Genomic DNA, 15,781 nt, shown 5'->3' on the forward strand with positions numbered 1-15,781 from the left:
CAATGAGTACACTTGAACCTCCAGCCCGCGTCGAAAAGCCGGGCGGCTTTGCCCACTGGCTGACGCGCATGCAGATGAAGCACGGCCGCAAACTGGTGATCGCCATGCCATACGTGTGGCTGATCCTGCTGTTCCTGCTGCCGTTCCTGATTGTTTTCAAGATAAGCCTTGCGGAAATGGCGCGGGCGATCCCGCCTTACACCAACCTGCTGGACTGGGCCGACGGGCAGCTGACGCTGACCTTAAACCTGGGTAACTTCCTGCAGCTCACCGACGATCCGCTCTATTTCGAAGCCTATCTGCAATCGCTGCAGGTGGCGGCGATCTCGACGCTCTGCTGTCTGGTGATGGGCTACCCGCTGGCGTGGGCGGTGGCGCACAGCAAGCCGTCGACGCGAAATATCCTGCTGCTGCTGGTGATCCTGCCGTCGTGGACCTCGTTCCTGATCCGCGTTTACGCGTGGATGGGGATCCTGAAAAACAACGGCGTGCTGAATAACTTCCTGATGTGGCTGGGAGTGATCGATCAGCCGCTGACGATCCTGCACACCAACCTCGCGGTCTATATCGGCATTGTGTACGCCTATCTGCCGTTTATGGTGCTGCCGATCTACACGGCGCTGACGCGTATCGACTACTCGCTGGTAGAAGCGTCGCTCGATCTCGGTGCCCGTCCGTTAAAAACGTTCTTCAGCGTCATTGTCCCGCTGACCAAAGGCGGCATTATCGCCGGGTCGATGCTGGTCTTTATCCCGGCGGTGGGGGAGTTTGTGATCCCGGAACTGCTCGGCGGGCCAGACAGCATCATGATTGGCCGCGTGCTGTGGCAGGAGTTCTTCAATAACCGCGACTGGCCGGTGGCGTCGGCGGTGGCGATTGTCATGCTGCTGCTGCTGATCGTGCCGATCATGTGGTTCCACAAGCATCAGCAGAAACAGATGGGAGATCGCGGATGAACAACTTACCGGTAGTGCGCTCCCCGTGGCGAATTGCGATCCTGGTCATCGGCTTTACCTTCCTGTATGCGCCGATGCTGATGCTGGTGATCTACTCGTTTAACAGCTCTAAGCTGGTGACGGTCTGGGCAGGCTGGTCGACGCGCTGGTACAGCGAGCTGTTCCACGATGATGCGATGATGAGCGCGGTGGGGCTGAGCCTGACCATTGCAGCGCTGGCGGCGACCATGGCGTCCGTGCTGGGCACGATCGCCGCGCTGGTGATGGTGCGCTTCGGGCGTTTTCGCGGTTCGAACGGCTTCGCCTTTATGATCACCGCCCCGCTGGTTATGCCGGACGTGATCACCGGTCTCGCGCTGCTGCTGCTGCTCGTGGCCCTGGCGCACGCCATCGGCTGGCCGGCGGATCGCGGGATGCTCACCATCTGGCTGGCGCACGTTACCTTCTGTACCGCCTATGTCGCGGTGGTGATCGCCTCGCGCCTGCGCGAGCTGGATCGCTCCATTGAAGAGGCGGCGATGGATCTCGGCGCGACGCCGCTGAAGGTCTTTTTCATCATCACGCTGCCGATGATTATGCCGGCGGTGATCTCCGGCTGGCTGCTGGCGTTTACCCTGTCGCTCGACGATCTGGTGATCGCCAGCTTTGTTTCCGGCCCGGGGGCGACGACGCTGCCGATGCTGGTCTTCTCCAGCGTGCGCATGGGGGTCAACCCGGAGATCAACGCCCTGGCCTCTATCATCCTCGGCGTGGTCGGAATTGTCGGATTTATCGCCTGGTATTTGATGGCGCGCGCGGAAAAACAGCGCGTGCGCGATATCCAGCGTGCAAGACGCGGCTGAAGGATTTAAAATTTCCAGTGATGTGCCGCGCATGACGCGGCACTGTTTTTCAGGGAAGTAAAACATTGGGATTATTAAAAAAATCACGTATTACGCACGCGCGTCCTAACGTACCTGCACTGGTTCAGGTGGCGGCGCTCGCCATTATTATGATCCGCTGCCTGGACGTGCTGATGATTTTAAACACCCTGGGCGTGCGCGGCATCGGTGAATTCATTCACCGCAGCGTGCAGACGTGGAATCTGACGCTGGTCTTTTTGAGCAGCCTGGTGCTGGTGTTTATCGAGATTTACTGCGCGTTTTCGCTGGTCAAAGGGCGCAACTGGGCGCGCTGGGTCTATCTGCTAACGCAGATTACCGCGGCGAGCTATCTGTGGGCCGCCTCGCTGGGGTATGGCTACCCGGAGCTGTTCAGCATTGCCGGTGAATCCAAACGTGAGATCCTGCGCGCGCTGTTTATGCAAAAGCTGCCGGATATGCTGGTGCTCTGTCTCCTCTTCGTTCCGGCCTCCAGTCGGCGGTTCTTCCGCCTGCAATAATGTGTATAATCGCAGCCCTCGTGATTCTTAAGGTTTTGATATGCAGTGCGCACTCTATGACGCCGGACGCTGCCGCTCCTGTCAGTGGTTAGAACAGCCGGTCTCTCAACAACTCACCGCCAAAATGGCCGACCTGCAACAGCTGCTGGCAGCACACGCGGTGGGCGAGTGGTGCGCACCCGTCAGCGGCCCGGAACAGGGTTTTCGCAACAAAGCCAAAATGGTGGTCAGCGGCAGCGTAGAAAAACCGCTGCTGGGAATGCTGCACCGCGACGGCACGCCGGAAGACTTAACCGACTGCCCGCTGTATCCCGACTCCTTTGCACCGGTCTTTGCCGCGCTTAAGCCGTTTATTGCCCGGGCGGGGTTAACGCCCTATAACGTGGCCCGCAAGCGCGGCGAGCTGAAATACCTTCTGCTGACCGAAAGCCAGATCGACGGCGGCATGATGCTGCGCTTCGTGCTGCGCTCTGAAACTAAGCTTGAGCAGCTGCGCGCGGCCCTGCCGTGGCTGCAGGCGCAGCTTCCGCAGCTGAAGGTCATTACGGCGAACATTCAGCCGGTGCATATGGCGATCATGGAAGGGGAGAAAGAGATTTTCTTCACCGACCAGCACGCGCTGGCGGAGCGCTTCAACGGCGTGCCGCTGTGGATCCGCCCGCAAAGCTTCTTCCAGACCAACCCGACCGTGGCAAGCAGCCTGTACGCCACCGCCCGCGACTGGGTGCGTGCGTTGAACGTTCACCATATGTGGGATCTGTTCTGCGGCGTGGGCGGGTTTGGCCTGCACTGCGCCACGCCGGAGATGCAGCTCACCGGGATTGAGATCTCTGCCGAAGCGATTGCCTGCGCGAAGCAGTCTGCCTCTGAGCTGGGGTTAACGAATCTGCGCTTCCAGGCGCTCGACTCCACGCAGTTCGCCACCGGCCAGGGCAACGTGCCGGAACTGGTGCTGGTTAACCCGCCGCGCCGCGGCATCGGGAATGCGCTGTGCGACTACCTGAGCCAGATGGCGCCGGAATACATCATCTATTCCAGCTGCAACGCGCAGACCATGGCGAAAGACATCGCTCAACTGCCGGGCTATCGCGTTGAACGCGTTCAGCTTTTCGATATGTTCCCGCACACCGCGCATTATGAAGTGTTGACGTTGTTAACCCGTAGGCCGGGCAAGGCGTAGCCGCCACCCGGCATGACCCCCGCACAATGTTCAACAAAATGTGAACTCTTCATCCCGGCGAAATCAGGTAAGCTTACGTCATAAGACATGAATATAGGCTTACCCATGAAGCAGATCCTGCTGGTAGAAGACGACCACGATATCGCGGCGCTTCTGCGACTCAATTTAGAAGACGAAGGCTACGCCATCACCCACGAGCCCGACGGGGGCAACGCCTTACAGCGTCTTGACGCCCAGACGTGGGATGCGGTGATCCTCGACCTGATGCTGCCCAACGTGGACGGTCTGGAGATTTGCCGCCGCATCCGTCAGATGACGCGCTACCTGCCGGTGATCATCATCAGCGCCCGCAGCAGCGAAACCGACCGCATTACCGGGCTGGAAACCGGCGCCGATGACTATCTGGCAAAACCGTTCTCCGTGCAGGAGCTGATTGCGCGCATCAAAGCGCTGTTTCGTCGCCAGCAGGCGATGGGGCAGGCGCAAACCGACGGACACATTCAGGCGCACGGGCTGACCATCGATCCGCTGGCGCGCAGCGTGCTGCTTCACGGCCAGGTGGTGGACCTCACCCCGCGCGAGTTCGAGCTGCTCTACTTCTTTGCCCGTCATCCCGGCGAGGTGTTCTCCCGTCTGGCGCTGCTGGAGCAGGTCTGGGGCTACCAGCATGAAGGCTACGAGCACACCGTCAACACCCATATCAACCGCCTGCGCATCAAGATAGAGAAGGACGCCGCCGAGCCGGAGATCATTCGCACCGTCTGGGGCAAGGGCTACAAATTTGCGGAGCCGCAGCATGATGCGTCGCTTTAGCCTGAGCCAGCGCCTGACGCTGCTCTTCATCCTGCTGATGATGCTCTGCGCCGCCGTCGCCTGCGCGGTACAGCTCTACAGCAGCATGCAGTACGGTAATGCGATGGTGCAGCGGTTATCGGGCGGGCTGGCGCAGCAGATCGTTCAGCGCGAACCGATTCTGGATGCGCAGGGCAGGGTCGACCGCAGCGCGCTGAAACCGCTGTTTGGCCGGCTGATGACCTTTAATCCGAGCGTTGAGCTCTACGTTGTCTCCCCGGACGGCGATATCCTCGCCGACGCTGCCCCGCCCGGCCATATTCAGCGGCAAAAAATCGACCTGGCACCGGTGCAGAGCTTCCTGAGCGGCACCGCCATGCCGGTACTGGGCGACGATCCGCGCAGTCAAAATCAAAAAGTCTTTAGCGCTACGCCGCTGCGGCAGGACGGCGAGCTAAAAGGCTATCTGTACATTATTTTGCAGGGCGAGGAGTCAAACGCCCTGGCGGAAATGGCCTGGCACAAGGCGCTGTGGAGTACCGTCCTGTGGTCGCTGCTGTGGGTCGCGCTGTTTGGGCTGCTGGCAGGGCTGCTGGTCTGGTACTGGGTCACGCGCCCGGTCAAACAGCTGACGGTGGAGGTCGCCGGGCTGGAGCAGGACAGCATAAGCGCCATCAGGCTGCTGGCGGGACAGACGCCGGACGCGGCGGCAAAAGATGAAGTGGCGATCCTGCGCAACAGCTTTATCGAGCTGGCGCGCAAAATCACCCAACAGTGGGATCGGCTGGCCGACAGCGATCGTCAGCGTCGTGAGTTTATCGCCAATATTTCGCACGATCTCCGCACGCCGCTCACCTCGCTGCTGGGCTATCTCGAAACCCTGTCGCTCAAATCCGCCACCCTGACGCCGCAGGAGCATCAGCAGTATCTCGCCACCGCACTGCGTCAGGGGCAAAAAGTCCGGCATCTTTCGCAGCAGCTGTTTGAGCTGGCGCGCCTTGAACACGGCGGTATTAAACCCCAGCGCGAGCGGTTCGCAATGGCGGAGCTGATTTCCGACGTGGCGCAGAAGTTTGAGCTCACGGCCCGCACGCGAGAGGTCAATCTGCATATTGACGTGCCGGGGCCGCTGCCGATGGTAAACGCCGATGTGTCGATGATTGAACGCGTGGTGACCAACCTGCTGGATAACGCGATGCGCCATACGCCTGGCGGCGGAGAAATTCGCCTGGCGGTGTGGCAGGAAAATGAACAGCTGCAGGTCGAAGTGTCCGACAGCGGAACGGGCGTGGATGCCTCGCTGCGCGACGATCTGTTCGAGCGGCCGTCGGCGCTCAACACCCAGGCGTCGAGAGAGAATCGCGGCGGGTTAGGGCTGCTGATTGTGAAACGGATGCTGGAGCTGCACGGCGGCGGGATCAGGCTGATGGAGTCGGCGAGAGGGGCACGGTTCAGGTTCTTTGTGCCGCTGTGAGAGAGTGCCGGGTGGCGCTGCGCTTACCCGGCCTAAAACTCCCCCCGTAGGCCGGGTAAGGCGAAGCCGCCACCCGGCAAAAGACATTACTGCGGGAACCACTGCTCGCTGATTTTCTGGTACGTTCCGTCCGCTTTAATCGCCTTAAGCGCGCCGTTCAGTTTTTCCAGCAGGGCTTTATTATCCGGACGTACCGCGATGCCGAGGCCCGTGCCGAAGTACTGCGGATCGGTCACTTTTTCCGTTGCGGTGCCCAGCTGCGGGTTGGTTTTCAGCCATTCGTTCACCACGGCGGTATCGCCGAACACGCCATCAATACGGCCATTTTTCAGGTCGATAATCGCGTTCTGGTAGCTGTCATAGGCCACGGTTTTCACTTCCGGATGTTTGTCCTGCAGGTACTTCTGGTGGGTGGTGCCGTTTTCCATCCCGATGCGTTTGCCTTTCAGCTCGTCGAAGGATTTGTATGCCCCTTTCTTCGCAATCACCACCGCCGAGTTGGCGTAGTACGGGTCGGTGAACGCGACCTGCTTGCTGCGCTCAGGCGTGATGTCCATCCCGGAGATCACCGCGTCGTATTTTTTGAACTTCAGCGACGGGATCAGGCTGTCAAAAGCATGGTTAGTAAAGGTGCAGTCGGCCTGCATCTGTTTGCACAGCGCTTTCGCCAGATCGATATCGAAACCGACGATCTGGTTGCTGGCATCCAGCGATTCAAACGGTGGATAGGTGGCGGACACGCCGAAATTGATTTTATCCGCAGCGGATGCGCCAGCGGCGAAGGTGGCGAGTAATGCGGCCAGAACTAACTTTTTCATTGTAATGCTCCCGTCTGTCTTATTGATGCGCCGTGTCTGCGGCCTGGATGTACAATGCCAGTTAATGAATTTATATGCAATAAAAATGATTAAGTATTATTTTTAGCGCAAAAAAAAAGCGGATAACCCATCAGGTTACCCGCTCCATGAATACCGTTTTATGCACTTGCGTGGTTAATTCCTGCGCTCAAACGCCAGCGCTTTACGCTCAATAAGGCGCATCATCAGCGTCAGCAGACCGTTCACCACCAGATAGACCACGCCCGCCGCGCCGAACACCATCACGTCATAGGTGCGCCCGTACAGCAGCTGTCCGTGTCCCATCACCTCCATCAGGGTGATGGTATAGGCCAGAGAGGTACTCTTGAACACCAGCACCACTTCGTTGGAGTAGGAGGAGAGCGCGCGCTTAAAGGCGTACGGCAGCAGGATCGCCAGCGTGTCCTTCTTGCTCATGCCCAGCGCCCCGCAGGACTGCCACTGGCCTTCCGGAATGGCGCGGATCGCACCAAAGAACAGCTGGGTGGTATAGGCCGCGCTGTTCAGCGAAAGGGCAATCAGGGCACACAACCATGGCTCAGAGAGTAGATGCCAGATAACCGGATACGCCTGCAACGACGGGAACTGGCCCGGGCCGTAGTAAATCAGGAAGATCTGCACCAGCAGCGGCGTACCGGTAAACAGGGTGATGTACCCGCGCACAATCCACACCAGCACCGGCGTTTTCAGCGTCAGGATGATGGTGAAGATGAGCGCCAGGATCAGCGCCACGATAATGGACGCCACGGTCAGCGTCAGGCTGGTGTGCAGCCCTTTCATCAACTCGGGAAAGTATTCAAGCATCAGCCTGGTCTCCGTTCAAAGCGCGTCGCTCGCAGGTCAATACGCTTGAGGATGTACTGACTGAGCAACGTGATCACCAGGTAGATTGCCGCCGCCACAATGTACCAGGTAAACGGCTCCTGGGTACGGGTGGCGATGCTTTTGGTTTGCAGCATCAAATCGTTAACGCTGATCAGGCTCACCAGCGCGGTATCTTTCAGCAGCACCAGCCACTGGTTGCCGAGGCCCGGCAGGGCATGACGCCACATCTGCGGCATGACCAGACGGAAGAAGATGGCGGATTTTGACAACCCTAACGCCTGACCTGACTCCCACTGTCCCTGCGGCACGGCCTTCAGCGCACCGCGCAGGGTTTGCGACGCGTACGCGGAGTAGAGCAGGGAGAGCGCAATGACGCCGCACAGGAACGGGCTGACGTCGAAGTTGTCAATCTGCATCTGCACCGGGATCTGCGCAAAGCCGAGATTAATCGTGAAGCCGTCCGACAGCGTGAGCAGCAGCTGCGAGGAACCGAAATAGATGAACAGGACCACCAGAATTTCCGGTAGCCCACGCAGCACGGTGACCAGCGCGGAGCCTGTCCAGGCGACGGGGAACCATTTCGCGGATTCCCACACCGCAAAGAACATCGCCAGCACCAGGCCGATAATCAGTGCGCAAACGGCAAGGCCGACGGTCATCCCGGCGGCGCTTGCTAAAGGAAAAATTTCATTCATCAGGAATTACTTCTGGAACCATTTTTTATAGATGGTTTCGTAGGTGCCGTCTTTCTTCACTTTTTCCAGCGCAGCGTTGAATTTCTGCTGCAGCTCAGTGTTGCCCTGACGAACGGCAATCCCCAGACCGGTACCGAAGTAGTCCTTATCGGTCACTTTGTCGCCCACTGGTGCCAGCTTGTCGTTGGCTTTCAGCCACTCGGTCACGACAGCGGTATCACCAAATACGCCGTCGATACGGCCATTCTGCAGATCCAGCTTCGCGTTCTGGTAGCTGTCATATGGGACGGTGGTGATTTCCGGATGCTTATCCATGATGAATTTCTGGTGCGTGGTACCGTTCTGCACGCCCACTTTTTTGCCTTTCAGCTGATCGACAGAGGTGAATTTGCCTTTCTGACCAATGAACAGGGCAGAGTTATCGTAGTAAGGGGTGGTGAACAGCACCTGCTTTTCACGCTCCGGGGTGATGTCCATACCTGCCATTACGGCGTCGATACGGCGGAACTTCAGGCTTGGGATCAGGCTGTCGAACGCCTGGTTGCTGAAGGTGCAGGTCGCATCGATCTCTTTACACAGGGCGTTAGCCAGGTCCACGTCGAAGCCAACAATTTTGTTGTTCGCATCGATGGATTCAAACGGAGGGTAAGAGGCTTCCGTGGCGAAACGAATGGTCTGAGCTGCGGTAGCGGAAAGGGTAACGCCAGCAAGCAGCACGGCAAGTAATACTTTTTTCATTATATTTCCCCTGACACAATCAATGAGATAAATAGTTTTTGAAGGCATCGGTTTGCGGGTTAGCGAAGCAGCTCGCATCACCTTGCTCAACGATATACCCGTTTTCCATGTACACCACACGGCTGGCGGTTTTACGCGCCACTTCCACTTCGTGGGTAACGATAACCTGCGTAATGTTGGTTTCCGCCAGCTCGCGAATAATGCTGACGATCTGAGCGGTGATTTCCGGGTCCAGCGCGGCCGTTGGTTCATCAAACAGCAGTACCGCAGGCTCCATCATCAGCGCACGGGCAATGGCCACGCGCTGCTGCTGACCACCGGACAGGTGCAGCGGGTAGCGGTCGCTGTAGGGCTTGAGGCGCAGACGCTCCAGCAGCTTTTCGGCACGCGCGATGGCCTGATCTTTGCTTAACCCCAGCACGCGGCACGGGGCTTCAATCAGGTTTTGCAGCACCGTCAGGTGCGGCCAGAGATTGTATTGCTGGAAGACCATGCCGACGTTTTGACGCAGCTCGCGTATCGCTTTATCAGACGGCGTCTTTGCGAAATCAAAATGGTTACCGGCAATTGCCAGCGTACCTGAACGAGGCATTTCAAGCAGATTAAGGACGCGCAGAAGGGAACTTTTGCCTGCACCGCTTGGGCCAAGCAAAACCAGCGTTTCGCCTTCCGGGCAGTTCAGCGTGATGTCAAACAGCGCCTGGTGTGCGCCGTAGAAGCAGTTAATGCCGTTTAGTTTAATACTCATCGGGGCAGCCTTTACTCATCCAGGCAATCTATAGCAATTGAGGCCGCAGATAGTACCGTTGACAGAATAGTTATGCAATATTTCTGCGTTAAAAGTTAAATATAACCCGTATTTCCTCTTAAACATAGCACAAAATAGCGAAGGGCAAAGGCGGCGAGTATAAATGTCGGCATTCCGCGAGAAATGCCGGACATTTTACGGGGGTAACATTTTTATCACTGATGAATCAGCGGTTCTCAATCGACTGGCGCAGCGTGCCCGCCGGGGCATGCACGCTGCCGCCCACGTAGCGTACGTCGTCCACCGCCCAGCACTGGCCTTCACGGATCATCAGCACTTCGTCCTGCCAGGTTTGGCTGCCCTGCGTCAGCTTCACGCGCAGCGGAATATTACGGGCATCCGTGTTCGGGATGGTTGACGCGCTGGCCACTACTGCGCTGTCCGGCAGCGTGGTGCGGCTGGAGAACGGGTCGGATTTCAGCAGCGCGTTGTGCTGCGGATCGCGGGTGGCATCGTTAAGCAATTTTGCCAGACCATCGCTCAGATACGGGCGCAGGCCGGTGAGGTCGTTGCTGCGGTGCTGAATGCGGTAATCATAGAACTGCTGCGCCACGGTGTCCGGGCCGCCCTCAATGCAGGGGCCGCTGCGGGTACCGATATCCTTAAAGGCTGGCGTGACCGTGGTGGTACAGGCGCTGAGCACCAGCGCGCAGGGCACTAAAAGTGTTAAAGCTGAATAGCGCATGTTGATTTCCTTATTTATTAACTATCCTTTCAATCATAGCGTAACGAACCGATAATGCTGTGCCTAAGGCATTGAACGCTAAAGAAGGAGAGAAACCATGCAGTTTTCAACAACGCCAACCCTGGAAGGACAGACAATAACCGAGTACTGCGGCGTGGTCACCGGCGAAGCGATTCTCGGCGCCAATATCTTCCGTGACTTTTTTGCCGGTATCCGCGATATCGTGGGTGGCCGCTCTGGCGCATACGAAAAAGAGCTGCGCAAAGCACGCGAAATCGCCTTTAAAGAGCTCGGCGAGCAGGCGGAAGCCCTCGGCGCGGATGCGGTCGTGGGAATCGATATTGACTACGAAACGGTCGGGAAAGACGGCAGCATGCTGATGGTGAGCGTAAGCGGTACGGCGGTGAAAACCCTGCGATGAGGCGTGCGTTTGCCACGCTCCTGCTGGCGCTGCTGCTGGCAGGGTGCGTTACGGAAAAGGGGATTATCGATAAAGGTGCCTACGAGCTGGATACGCGTCATCAGGCGCAGGCGGCTTACCCGCGCATCAAGGTGCTGGTGATCCACTACACCGCGGATGATTTTGACAGCTCGCTGGCCACGCTGACGGATAAAAACGTTAGCTCTCACTATTTGATCCCTGCCAACCCCCCGGCGCCGGACGGCAAGCCGCGCATCTGGCAGCTGGTTCCCGAGAGCGAGCTGGCCTGGCATGCGGGCATTAGCTTCTGGCGCGGCACCAACCGGATTAATGATACGTCCGTGGGGATTGAGCTCGAGAACCGCGGCTGGCAAACGCGTGACGGCGTGAAAACCTTTACCCCGTTTGCGCCTGCGCAGATTGCAGCGCTGATCCCGCTTGCCAGGGACATTATTGCCCGCTATGACATTCAGCCGCAGAACGTGGTTGCCCATGCCGACATTGCCCCGCAGCGTAAAGACGATCCCGGCCCGCTGTTTCCGTGGCAGCAGCTGGCGCAGCAGGGGATAGGAGCCTGGCCCGATCCCGCGCGCGTGGCGTTCTATCTTAACGGGCGGCCGCGCTATCAGGAGGTCGAGCGCGGTGCGCTGCTTGATGTGCTGAAACGCTATGGCTACGAGGTGCCGGACAACGCCACGGAACTGCAGCAGAAGAGGGTGATCAGCGCGTTTCAGATGCACTTCCGCCCCGCGCTGTGGAACGGCGTGGCTGACGTAGAAACCCTGGCCATCGCCGAGGCGCTTTTAGAGAAGTACGGGCAAGGGTAGTCCTCAGGGCTGCCCCTGACCAGACCGTATTACCTTAGTTTTCTTGAGATTAATCTTAAGTACATTCTCAATTCATTTTTAGTTAATTGACTTAAAAGTACCCTCATTTAAGATAGACGTATAGCTTGCTAAGTATTTATAAAAAATAACACCTGCATAGTGATTTTTATTATCACTTCTTCTTGAAGTTTTTTATCAGGTTTATACGAATAGTTTCGGTGGTTCCACCGTGGCCATTTTTTATCTAAAATTTACATCTTAATTCGGGTATAACAATGTTAAGCATTTACGGCAGAAAATTACGTCCTCATCATGAAATAGAAAAAATCATTTCCGCAACGGAAGGATTTGAAGAAAAATCGTTAAAGAAATGGCAAAAAATTTCCACCGTCGATAATGAATTTATTCATATTATCGTCAGCGGTGAAGTGGAATTCCGCCGCGAATCCGACGAGCTCTGCTTGTTCGCCCTGCAGGGGCAGTGCATTTTTGGACTCTCTTCCATTTTTTATCATTCGTCCCATATGTATGGCCTGGTCCGCTCGAATACCGTGGTGCGTTCGATTCCGAAAAGCGTTTTCTCTCAACTGATGACCGAGAAAGGCTTGTGGCCTGAACTCACCAAGGTGCTGGCCTGGTATATCTGTCTCCTGAGCAAGCGCGATGACGTGCTGGTTGCCCGCAGCGCCTATTCTGTCGTGCGCGAATTTTTGCTGGAAATTAATGAACTGATTGTACATCATCAACGCGATATTAATGTTTATGATTATATTCAGGAATACACCAGCCTGGCACGCAGTACGATTATAAAAATCCTCTCCGATCTGAAAAAAGGTCAATACATTGTGGTGGAAAAGGGTCGGCTCCTTAATATCACCAACCTGCCTGAAAAATATTAACTATTCCAGCCGGTCTCCCTTTTTACTTAATGGAGACCGGGAACTTTCTTTATGTAATGCGCCCGCCTGAGTATTATCCTGCGTTTCGTCAACCGGCGGTGCGGGTATTTTCCCTTGCGAATAATCCTGCTCTTGTTCTTTTAACGCCTGCTTAAACAGTTCGGTTAATGATGCGTCGTCACCCTCCGTGCGGGGGGAGACGGCATCGTCGTGCGCTTCCGTTCCGGGGAGGGTATCCCGCGAGGTATCGTGCGGCACCGTGCCGTCAGGCATCTGCTGCCAGTCGGCGTCGTCGCTGTTAATCGGCAGATCCTGCATGGCAGGAACGTCGGCCTGCACCGGGACGGGTTTCGGGTGCGGATGCGGGAACGGCTTGCTCACGTACACGTAGTGCATATCGGAAAGCTGCGTCTCGGGCTTCGCCACGTTCACTTTTTTTACCGGCTCCGGCGCAGGGTGGCGCAGTTGCCAGTATACGTGGGCGTACAGCCCCGCCATCAGCATGACGCAGAGGCTTACTATTCCTAAAAAGGCGTTAGAAGCGATTTTTCTCAGGCGGGGAATGCGGTACGAAAACCAGACCGCCTCCCCGGAAACGTAGCTGCGCTGAGCTGCAAGACAGATGGTAGACATTAGGAATGCTTCTCCTGCGTTTTCGCGTCCGGTGCGGCATGGGGGGTCTGAAGCAGCACGCTCGGCGTGGTGTTAGTGTCGCGCATCAACTGCATCAGCGTCTCCTCACCCGGGATACCGTCGACGCGCAGATGCATTTTTTGCTGGAACTCGCGGGTACGTTTCATCATCTCCGTCGTCCAGGTTTGAGCGTGGGTTTCCGGCTCGGCAAGGGCCTGGCTCAGCTGCTGATCCAGCCACCCCATGTCCTTCGCATCGCTGGCGGCGCTGATGGCGTCTTTACCTTCCGGCGTCAGGCGGTGCAGCTGGGTATAATTGCCGGTGGCATGCTGGTTAAACCAGTGACGGCTTACCTGCCAGGTGCGGTTATTCATCAGCAGGTCGAGTGAGTTAACCCCGGCGCGGGCGACCACGGCATAGTTAAGGTGGTTGCCGGTTTTCAGTTCACTCACCCACGGATACCCTTCCTGGGCCAGCGCGTCCGGTGAGGCATTTCCCTGCTTACACATCAGGTTCACCTTCGCGGCGTTCTGGCACAGGGCATCGTCCGCCGAGGCGTCATACCCCCACATCAGATAGAGCTGATGCATCGCATCCGGCTGATTAACCACCTCGTTGTCGATAGCCGGCACCACCGGCGCCTGCTCGATGGGCGTCTGCTGTTTCCAGCTCGCGGGCACCGGCAGTTGAATCGGAAGTCTTGCTCCGATCGAGGAGGTCAAATACCAGCCGCAGGCAGCGAACAGCACGGAGGCGAACAGGCCCACGGTAGCCAGGCGCATACCGTGTTTTTTCGCAGGCAGGATCTCACCGGCCGCCAGGCGCAGATGACGCGGGCTAACCTGTTCTGTACGTTCGGTCCAGGCGGCGAGCATCGACAGGTGCGCCAGCTCGTTCAGCTTGCTGATATTCCCTTTGGTCAGCGCATGCATTTTACGCACGCGCGCCGGGGTCAACGGTGAGTGCTCACACCCGTGCGCTTCACACTGCGCCTGAACGTAGCTGAGAAACTCCCGGCAGGTAAGGGGGCGCAGGGTGTGGCAGGTATGCGCATATTCACGCAGTTCAGACTGCTGCATCAGAACGGCTTCCCGATCCGCTGTACCCATCAGTACGACGGACAGACGAAACTCCAGCTCCTGCGCGCGCGTCAGCAGCAGAGCCAGCACCTCCCGACAGGTCTCTTTCATGGCATCGGTATGGCTAATCACCAGCACTTTCGTCCTGCTTTTCCCCCCCTGCCACTGGTGCAGGATGGCATCCACCGCCTGAAGCCGGTTTTTGCTCTCTTTCGTTCCCGGGTTGAGTTTATACAGCAGGCTACTGGCACTCAGTTTTGGAAACGCGTTGATGGCAATAACGTCAGGGGTTGCGGATTTCAGGGCGTCGCTGAACTGGCCCAGCAGCGGGGCATCGTCTGCAAAGAGCCCAATAATCCCCGCCTGTTGGGTTTTCTCTTTCAGCAGGTTGAAAATATCCTGGTGATACGGCACGAAGAAATCGCCCGAGGCGCGGGTAATTTTTCGAAAAGGCGGGTGATTAAATTTAAAATGACTCTGATACATAACGACTTACCGTCTCTGGGCATGAATAGCAATGGTCCAGAAAAGTACGGCAAGGGTGCGTCATGGTCAATTTACGGGCAGGGTAAAAATAACCTGTCGGCTTTCTCTAACACTGGTTTTTTTGACGGTCAATCTTTTTCTTTATCAAAGTTAACGGCGAAGCAGGTGGTCGATTGTCAGGCCGCTAATTACTATTTATGTCACATATTGGCGCAGCATGACGCTGCTTATTTCCGCTTTGCTAAAGGCCAGATGAATAATGAGGCTCTCACTTTTTTCACGGTGGATAACGCCCTGTATTATGTTTGTATTGCTGATTTTTTGCGGTCAGCAAGGCTACGTCATTTTTAAAGATTATAAAAAAGTGACGAATAAACTCGCGAACGCAGCGGCGAAACCGCAAAGAAAACGTCAGGAAGAAAAGACATTTTCACTTTTCACCGCCGCCGTGCGTCAGGACAACCTGCCAGCGGCCGGGAAAGCCCCGCTCGCTGCCGAAATTGAGGGGATCGTCCGCAGCGACGATGCCTGGTTGTCCTTCGCCGTGATCAAAACGCCGGGGGGGCAAAAGAGCTATCGCGAAGGCGAAGCGCTGACCGGTTTTAACGATGCCTTTATTCAGGAAATAAACAAAGACAATGTGGTGGTTAATTACGAAGGTGCTACGCAGGTACTGGCGTTAAATAAACCTGACTATTTTAAGGGCGGCGTTGACAGCGGCCCGGTAACCCAATCGACGAAAGATGCTGGTGCTGAAAGCGTGCATCTGGATGATTATCTGGTGTTAAAGCCACTTATCGAAAAGGGCCAGCTGGAAGGCTACAACATTAATCCAAGGAATGCCTCTGACTTCTACAGCCATGCCGGTCTGGAAAAAGGTGATGTGGCGGTAAAAGTCAATTCTGTCGATATGACCGATGCAAAAAAGGCAAAAGATATTATTGCCAACTGGTCGAAAATGAAAGAAGCGGAGGTCGTCGTCAGACGTCACGCTCACCTTGAAAATATTCGGGTCAATGTTCTAAACAATTAACAAGTGTACAGA

At 56.6% G+C, this 15,781-nt stretch carries 19 protein-coding genes; 11 read left to right on the forward strand and 8 right to left on the reverse strand.

Annotated features, from left to right (window positions below; translation table 11 throughout):
- Positions 1-2 precede the first annotated feature (2 nt).
- The 6 genes from potH to L362_RS19830 all read left to right on the forward strand — a co-directional run bounded on the left by potH (position 3) and on the right by L362_RS19830 (position 5,783).
- Positions 3-956: a putrescine ABC transporter permease PotH gene (gene potH / locus L362_RS19855; protein ID WP_021240928.1), complete on the forward strand. Its 954-nt coding sequence runs from the start codon at positions 3-5 to the stop codon at positions 954-956.
- Positions 953-1,798, forward strand: a complete 846-nt coding sequence (gene potI, locus L362_RS19850) for a putrescine ABC transporter permease PotI (protein WP_023343655.1) — start codon at positions 953-955, stop codon at positions 1,796-1,798. Before potH ends, potI begins: the two co-directional genes overlap by 4 nt.
- Before the next feature lie 65 nt (positions 1,799-1,863).
- Positions 1,864-2,337: a YbjO family protein gene (locus L362_RS19845; RefSeq protein WP_021240927.1), complete on the forward strand. Its 474-nt coding sequence runs from the start codon at positions 1,864-1,866 to the stop codon at positions 2,335-2,337.
- A 40-nt stretch (positions 2,338-2,377) separates the two neighbouring features.
- On the forward strand, positions 2,378-3,517 hold the full coding sequence (gene rlmC, locus L362_RS19840) for a 23S rRNA (uracil(747)-C(5))-methyltransferase RlmC (protein WP_023343656.1): 1,140 nt from the start codon (positions 2,378-2,380) through the stop codon (positions 3,515-3,517).
- A gap of 105 nt (positions 3,518-3,622) precedes the next feature.
- The gene (locus L362_RS19835; RefSeq protein ID WP_021240925.1) at positions 3,623-4,330 is read left to right on the forward strand and encodes a response regulator transcription factor; all 708 of its coding nucleotides are present in this window, start codon (positions 3,623-3,625) and stop codon (positions 4,328-4,330) included.
- Positions 4,314-5,783: a sensor histidine kinase gene (locus L362_RS19830; RefSeq protein WP_023343657.1), complete on the forward strand. Its 1,470-nt coding sequence runs from the start codon at positions 4,314-4,316 to the stop codon at positions 5,781-5,783. Before L362_RS19835 ends, L362_RS19830 begins: the two co-directional genes overlap by 17 nt.
- 86 nt (positions 5,784-5,869) lie before the next feature.
- Here L362_RS19830 and artJ read toward each other — a convergent pair whose 3' ends face one another.
- From artJ to L362_RS19800, 6 genes are all read right to left on the reverse strand, one after another.
- Positions 5,870-6,601, reverse strand: coding sequence for an arginine ABC transporter substrate-binding protein ArtJ (gene artJ / locus L362_RS19825; protein ID WP_015571008.1), 732 nt, complete (start codon positions 6,599-6,601; stop codon positions 5,870-5,872).
- A 174-nt stretch (positions 6,602-6,775) separates the two neighbouring features.
- Positions 6,776-7,444 (reverse strand): arginine ABC transporter permease ArtM, encoded by a 669-nt coding sequence (gene artM, locus L362_RS19820; RefSeq protein ID WP_023343658.1) that lies wholly within the window; start codon positions 7,442-7,444, stop codon positions 6,776-6,778.
- Positions 7,444-8,160: an arginine ABC transporter permease ArtQ gene (artQ, locus tag L362_RS19815; RefSeq protein WP_008500033.1), complete on the reverse strand. Its 717-nt coding sequence runs from the start codon at positions 8,158-8,160 to the stop codon at positions 7,444-7,446. The genes artM and artQ overlap by 1 nt, the downstream gene beginning before the upstream one ends.
- Before the next feature lie 6 nt (positions 8,161-8,166).
- Positions 8,167-8,898, reverse strand: coding sequence for an arginine ABC transporter substrate-binding protein ArtI (artI, locus tag L362_RS19810; RefSeq protein ID WP_008500032.1), 732 nt, complete (start codon positions 8,896-8,898; stop codon positions 8,167-8,169).
- Positions 8,899-8,917: 19 nt separating this feature from the next.
- Positions 8,918-9,646: an arginine ABC transporter ATP-binding protein ArtP gene (artP, locus tag L362_RS19805; protein WP_008500030.1), complete on the reverse strand. Its 729-nt coding sequence runs from the start codon at positions 9,644-9,646 to the stop codon at positions 8,918-8,920.
- A gap of 226 nt (positions 9,647-9,872) precedes the next feature.
- Complete coding sequence (locus L362_RS19800) at positions 9,873-10,391, reverse strand: lipoprotein (protein ID WP_023343659.1); 519 nt, start codon at positions 10,389-10,391, stop codon at positions 9,873-9,875.
- Between the two features lie 97 nt (positions 10,392-10,488).
- On the opposite strand from L362_RS19800, the gene L362_RS19795 reads away from it, so the two are divergent.
- The 3 genes from L362_RS19795 (at position 10,489) to L362_RS19785 (ending at position 12,538) form a co-directional block, all read left to right on the forward strand.
- Positions 10,489-10,812, forward strand: a complete 324-nt coding sequence (locus L362_RS19795) for a heavy metal-binding domain-containing protein (protein WP_008500028.1) — start codon at positions 10,489-10,491, stop codon at positions 10,810-10,812.
- The gene (locus L362_RS19790; RefSeq protein WP_023343660.1) at positions 10,809-11,639 is read left to right on the forward strand and encodes an N-acetylmuramoyl-L-alanine amidase; all 831 of its coding nucleotides are present in this window, start codon (positions 10,809-10,811) and stop codon (positions 11,637-11,639) included. Before L362_RS19795 ends, L362_RS19790 begins: the two co-directional genes overlap by 4 nt.
- A 275-nt stretch (positions 11,640-11,914) precedes the next feature.
- Complete coding sequence (locus tag L362_RS19785) at positions 11,915-12,538, forward strand: helix-turn-helix domain-containing protein (RefSeq protein WP_021240918.1); 624 nt, start codon at positions 11,915-11,917, stop codon at positions 12,536-12,538.
- Here the strand turns inward: L362_RS19785 and L362_RS19780 are convergent, their stop codons facing one another.
- Positions 12,539-13,171, reverse strand: coding sequence for a hypothetical protein (locus L362_RS19780; protein WP_021240917.1), 633 nt, complete (start codon positions 13,169-13,171; stop codon positions 12,539-12,541).
- Positions 13,171-14,736, reverse strand: coding sequence for an ExeA family protein (locus L362_RS19775; RefSeq protein ID WP_023343661.1), 1,566 nt, complete (start codon positions 14,734-14,736; stop codon positions 13,171-13,173). Before L362_RS19775 ends, L362_RS19780 begins: the two co-directional genes overlap by 1 nt.
- Between L362_RS19775 and L362_RS24535 the strand changes: the two genes are divergently transcribed.
- Together L362_RS24535 and gspC are read left to right on the forward strand one after the other, a co-directional pair.
- Positions 14,722-15,087 (forward strand): hypothetical protein, encoded by a 366-nt coding sequence (locus tag L362_RS24535; RefSeq protein ID WP_126348702.1) that lies wholly within the window; start codon positions 14,722-14,724, stop codon positions 15,085-15,087. The two genes, L362_RS19775 and L362_RS24535, sit on opposite strands and share 15 nt — an antisense overlap.
- On the forward strand, positions 15,038-15,769 hold the full coding sequence (gspC, locus tag L362_RS19770) for a type II secretion system protein GspC (RefSeq protein ID WP_023326994.1): 732 nt from the start codon (positions 15,038-15,040) through the stop codon (positions 15,767-15,769). Before L362_RS24535 ends, gspC begins: the two co-directional genes overlap by 50 nt.
- Positions 15,770-15,781: the final 12 nt, after the last annotated feature.

This window comes from Enterobacter sp. MGH 16, from assembly GCF_000493175.1.
Taxonomy (GTDB): Bacteria; Pseudomonadota; Gammaproteobacteria; order Enterobacterales; family Enterobacteriaceae; genus Enterobacter; species Enterobacter roggenkampii.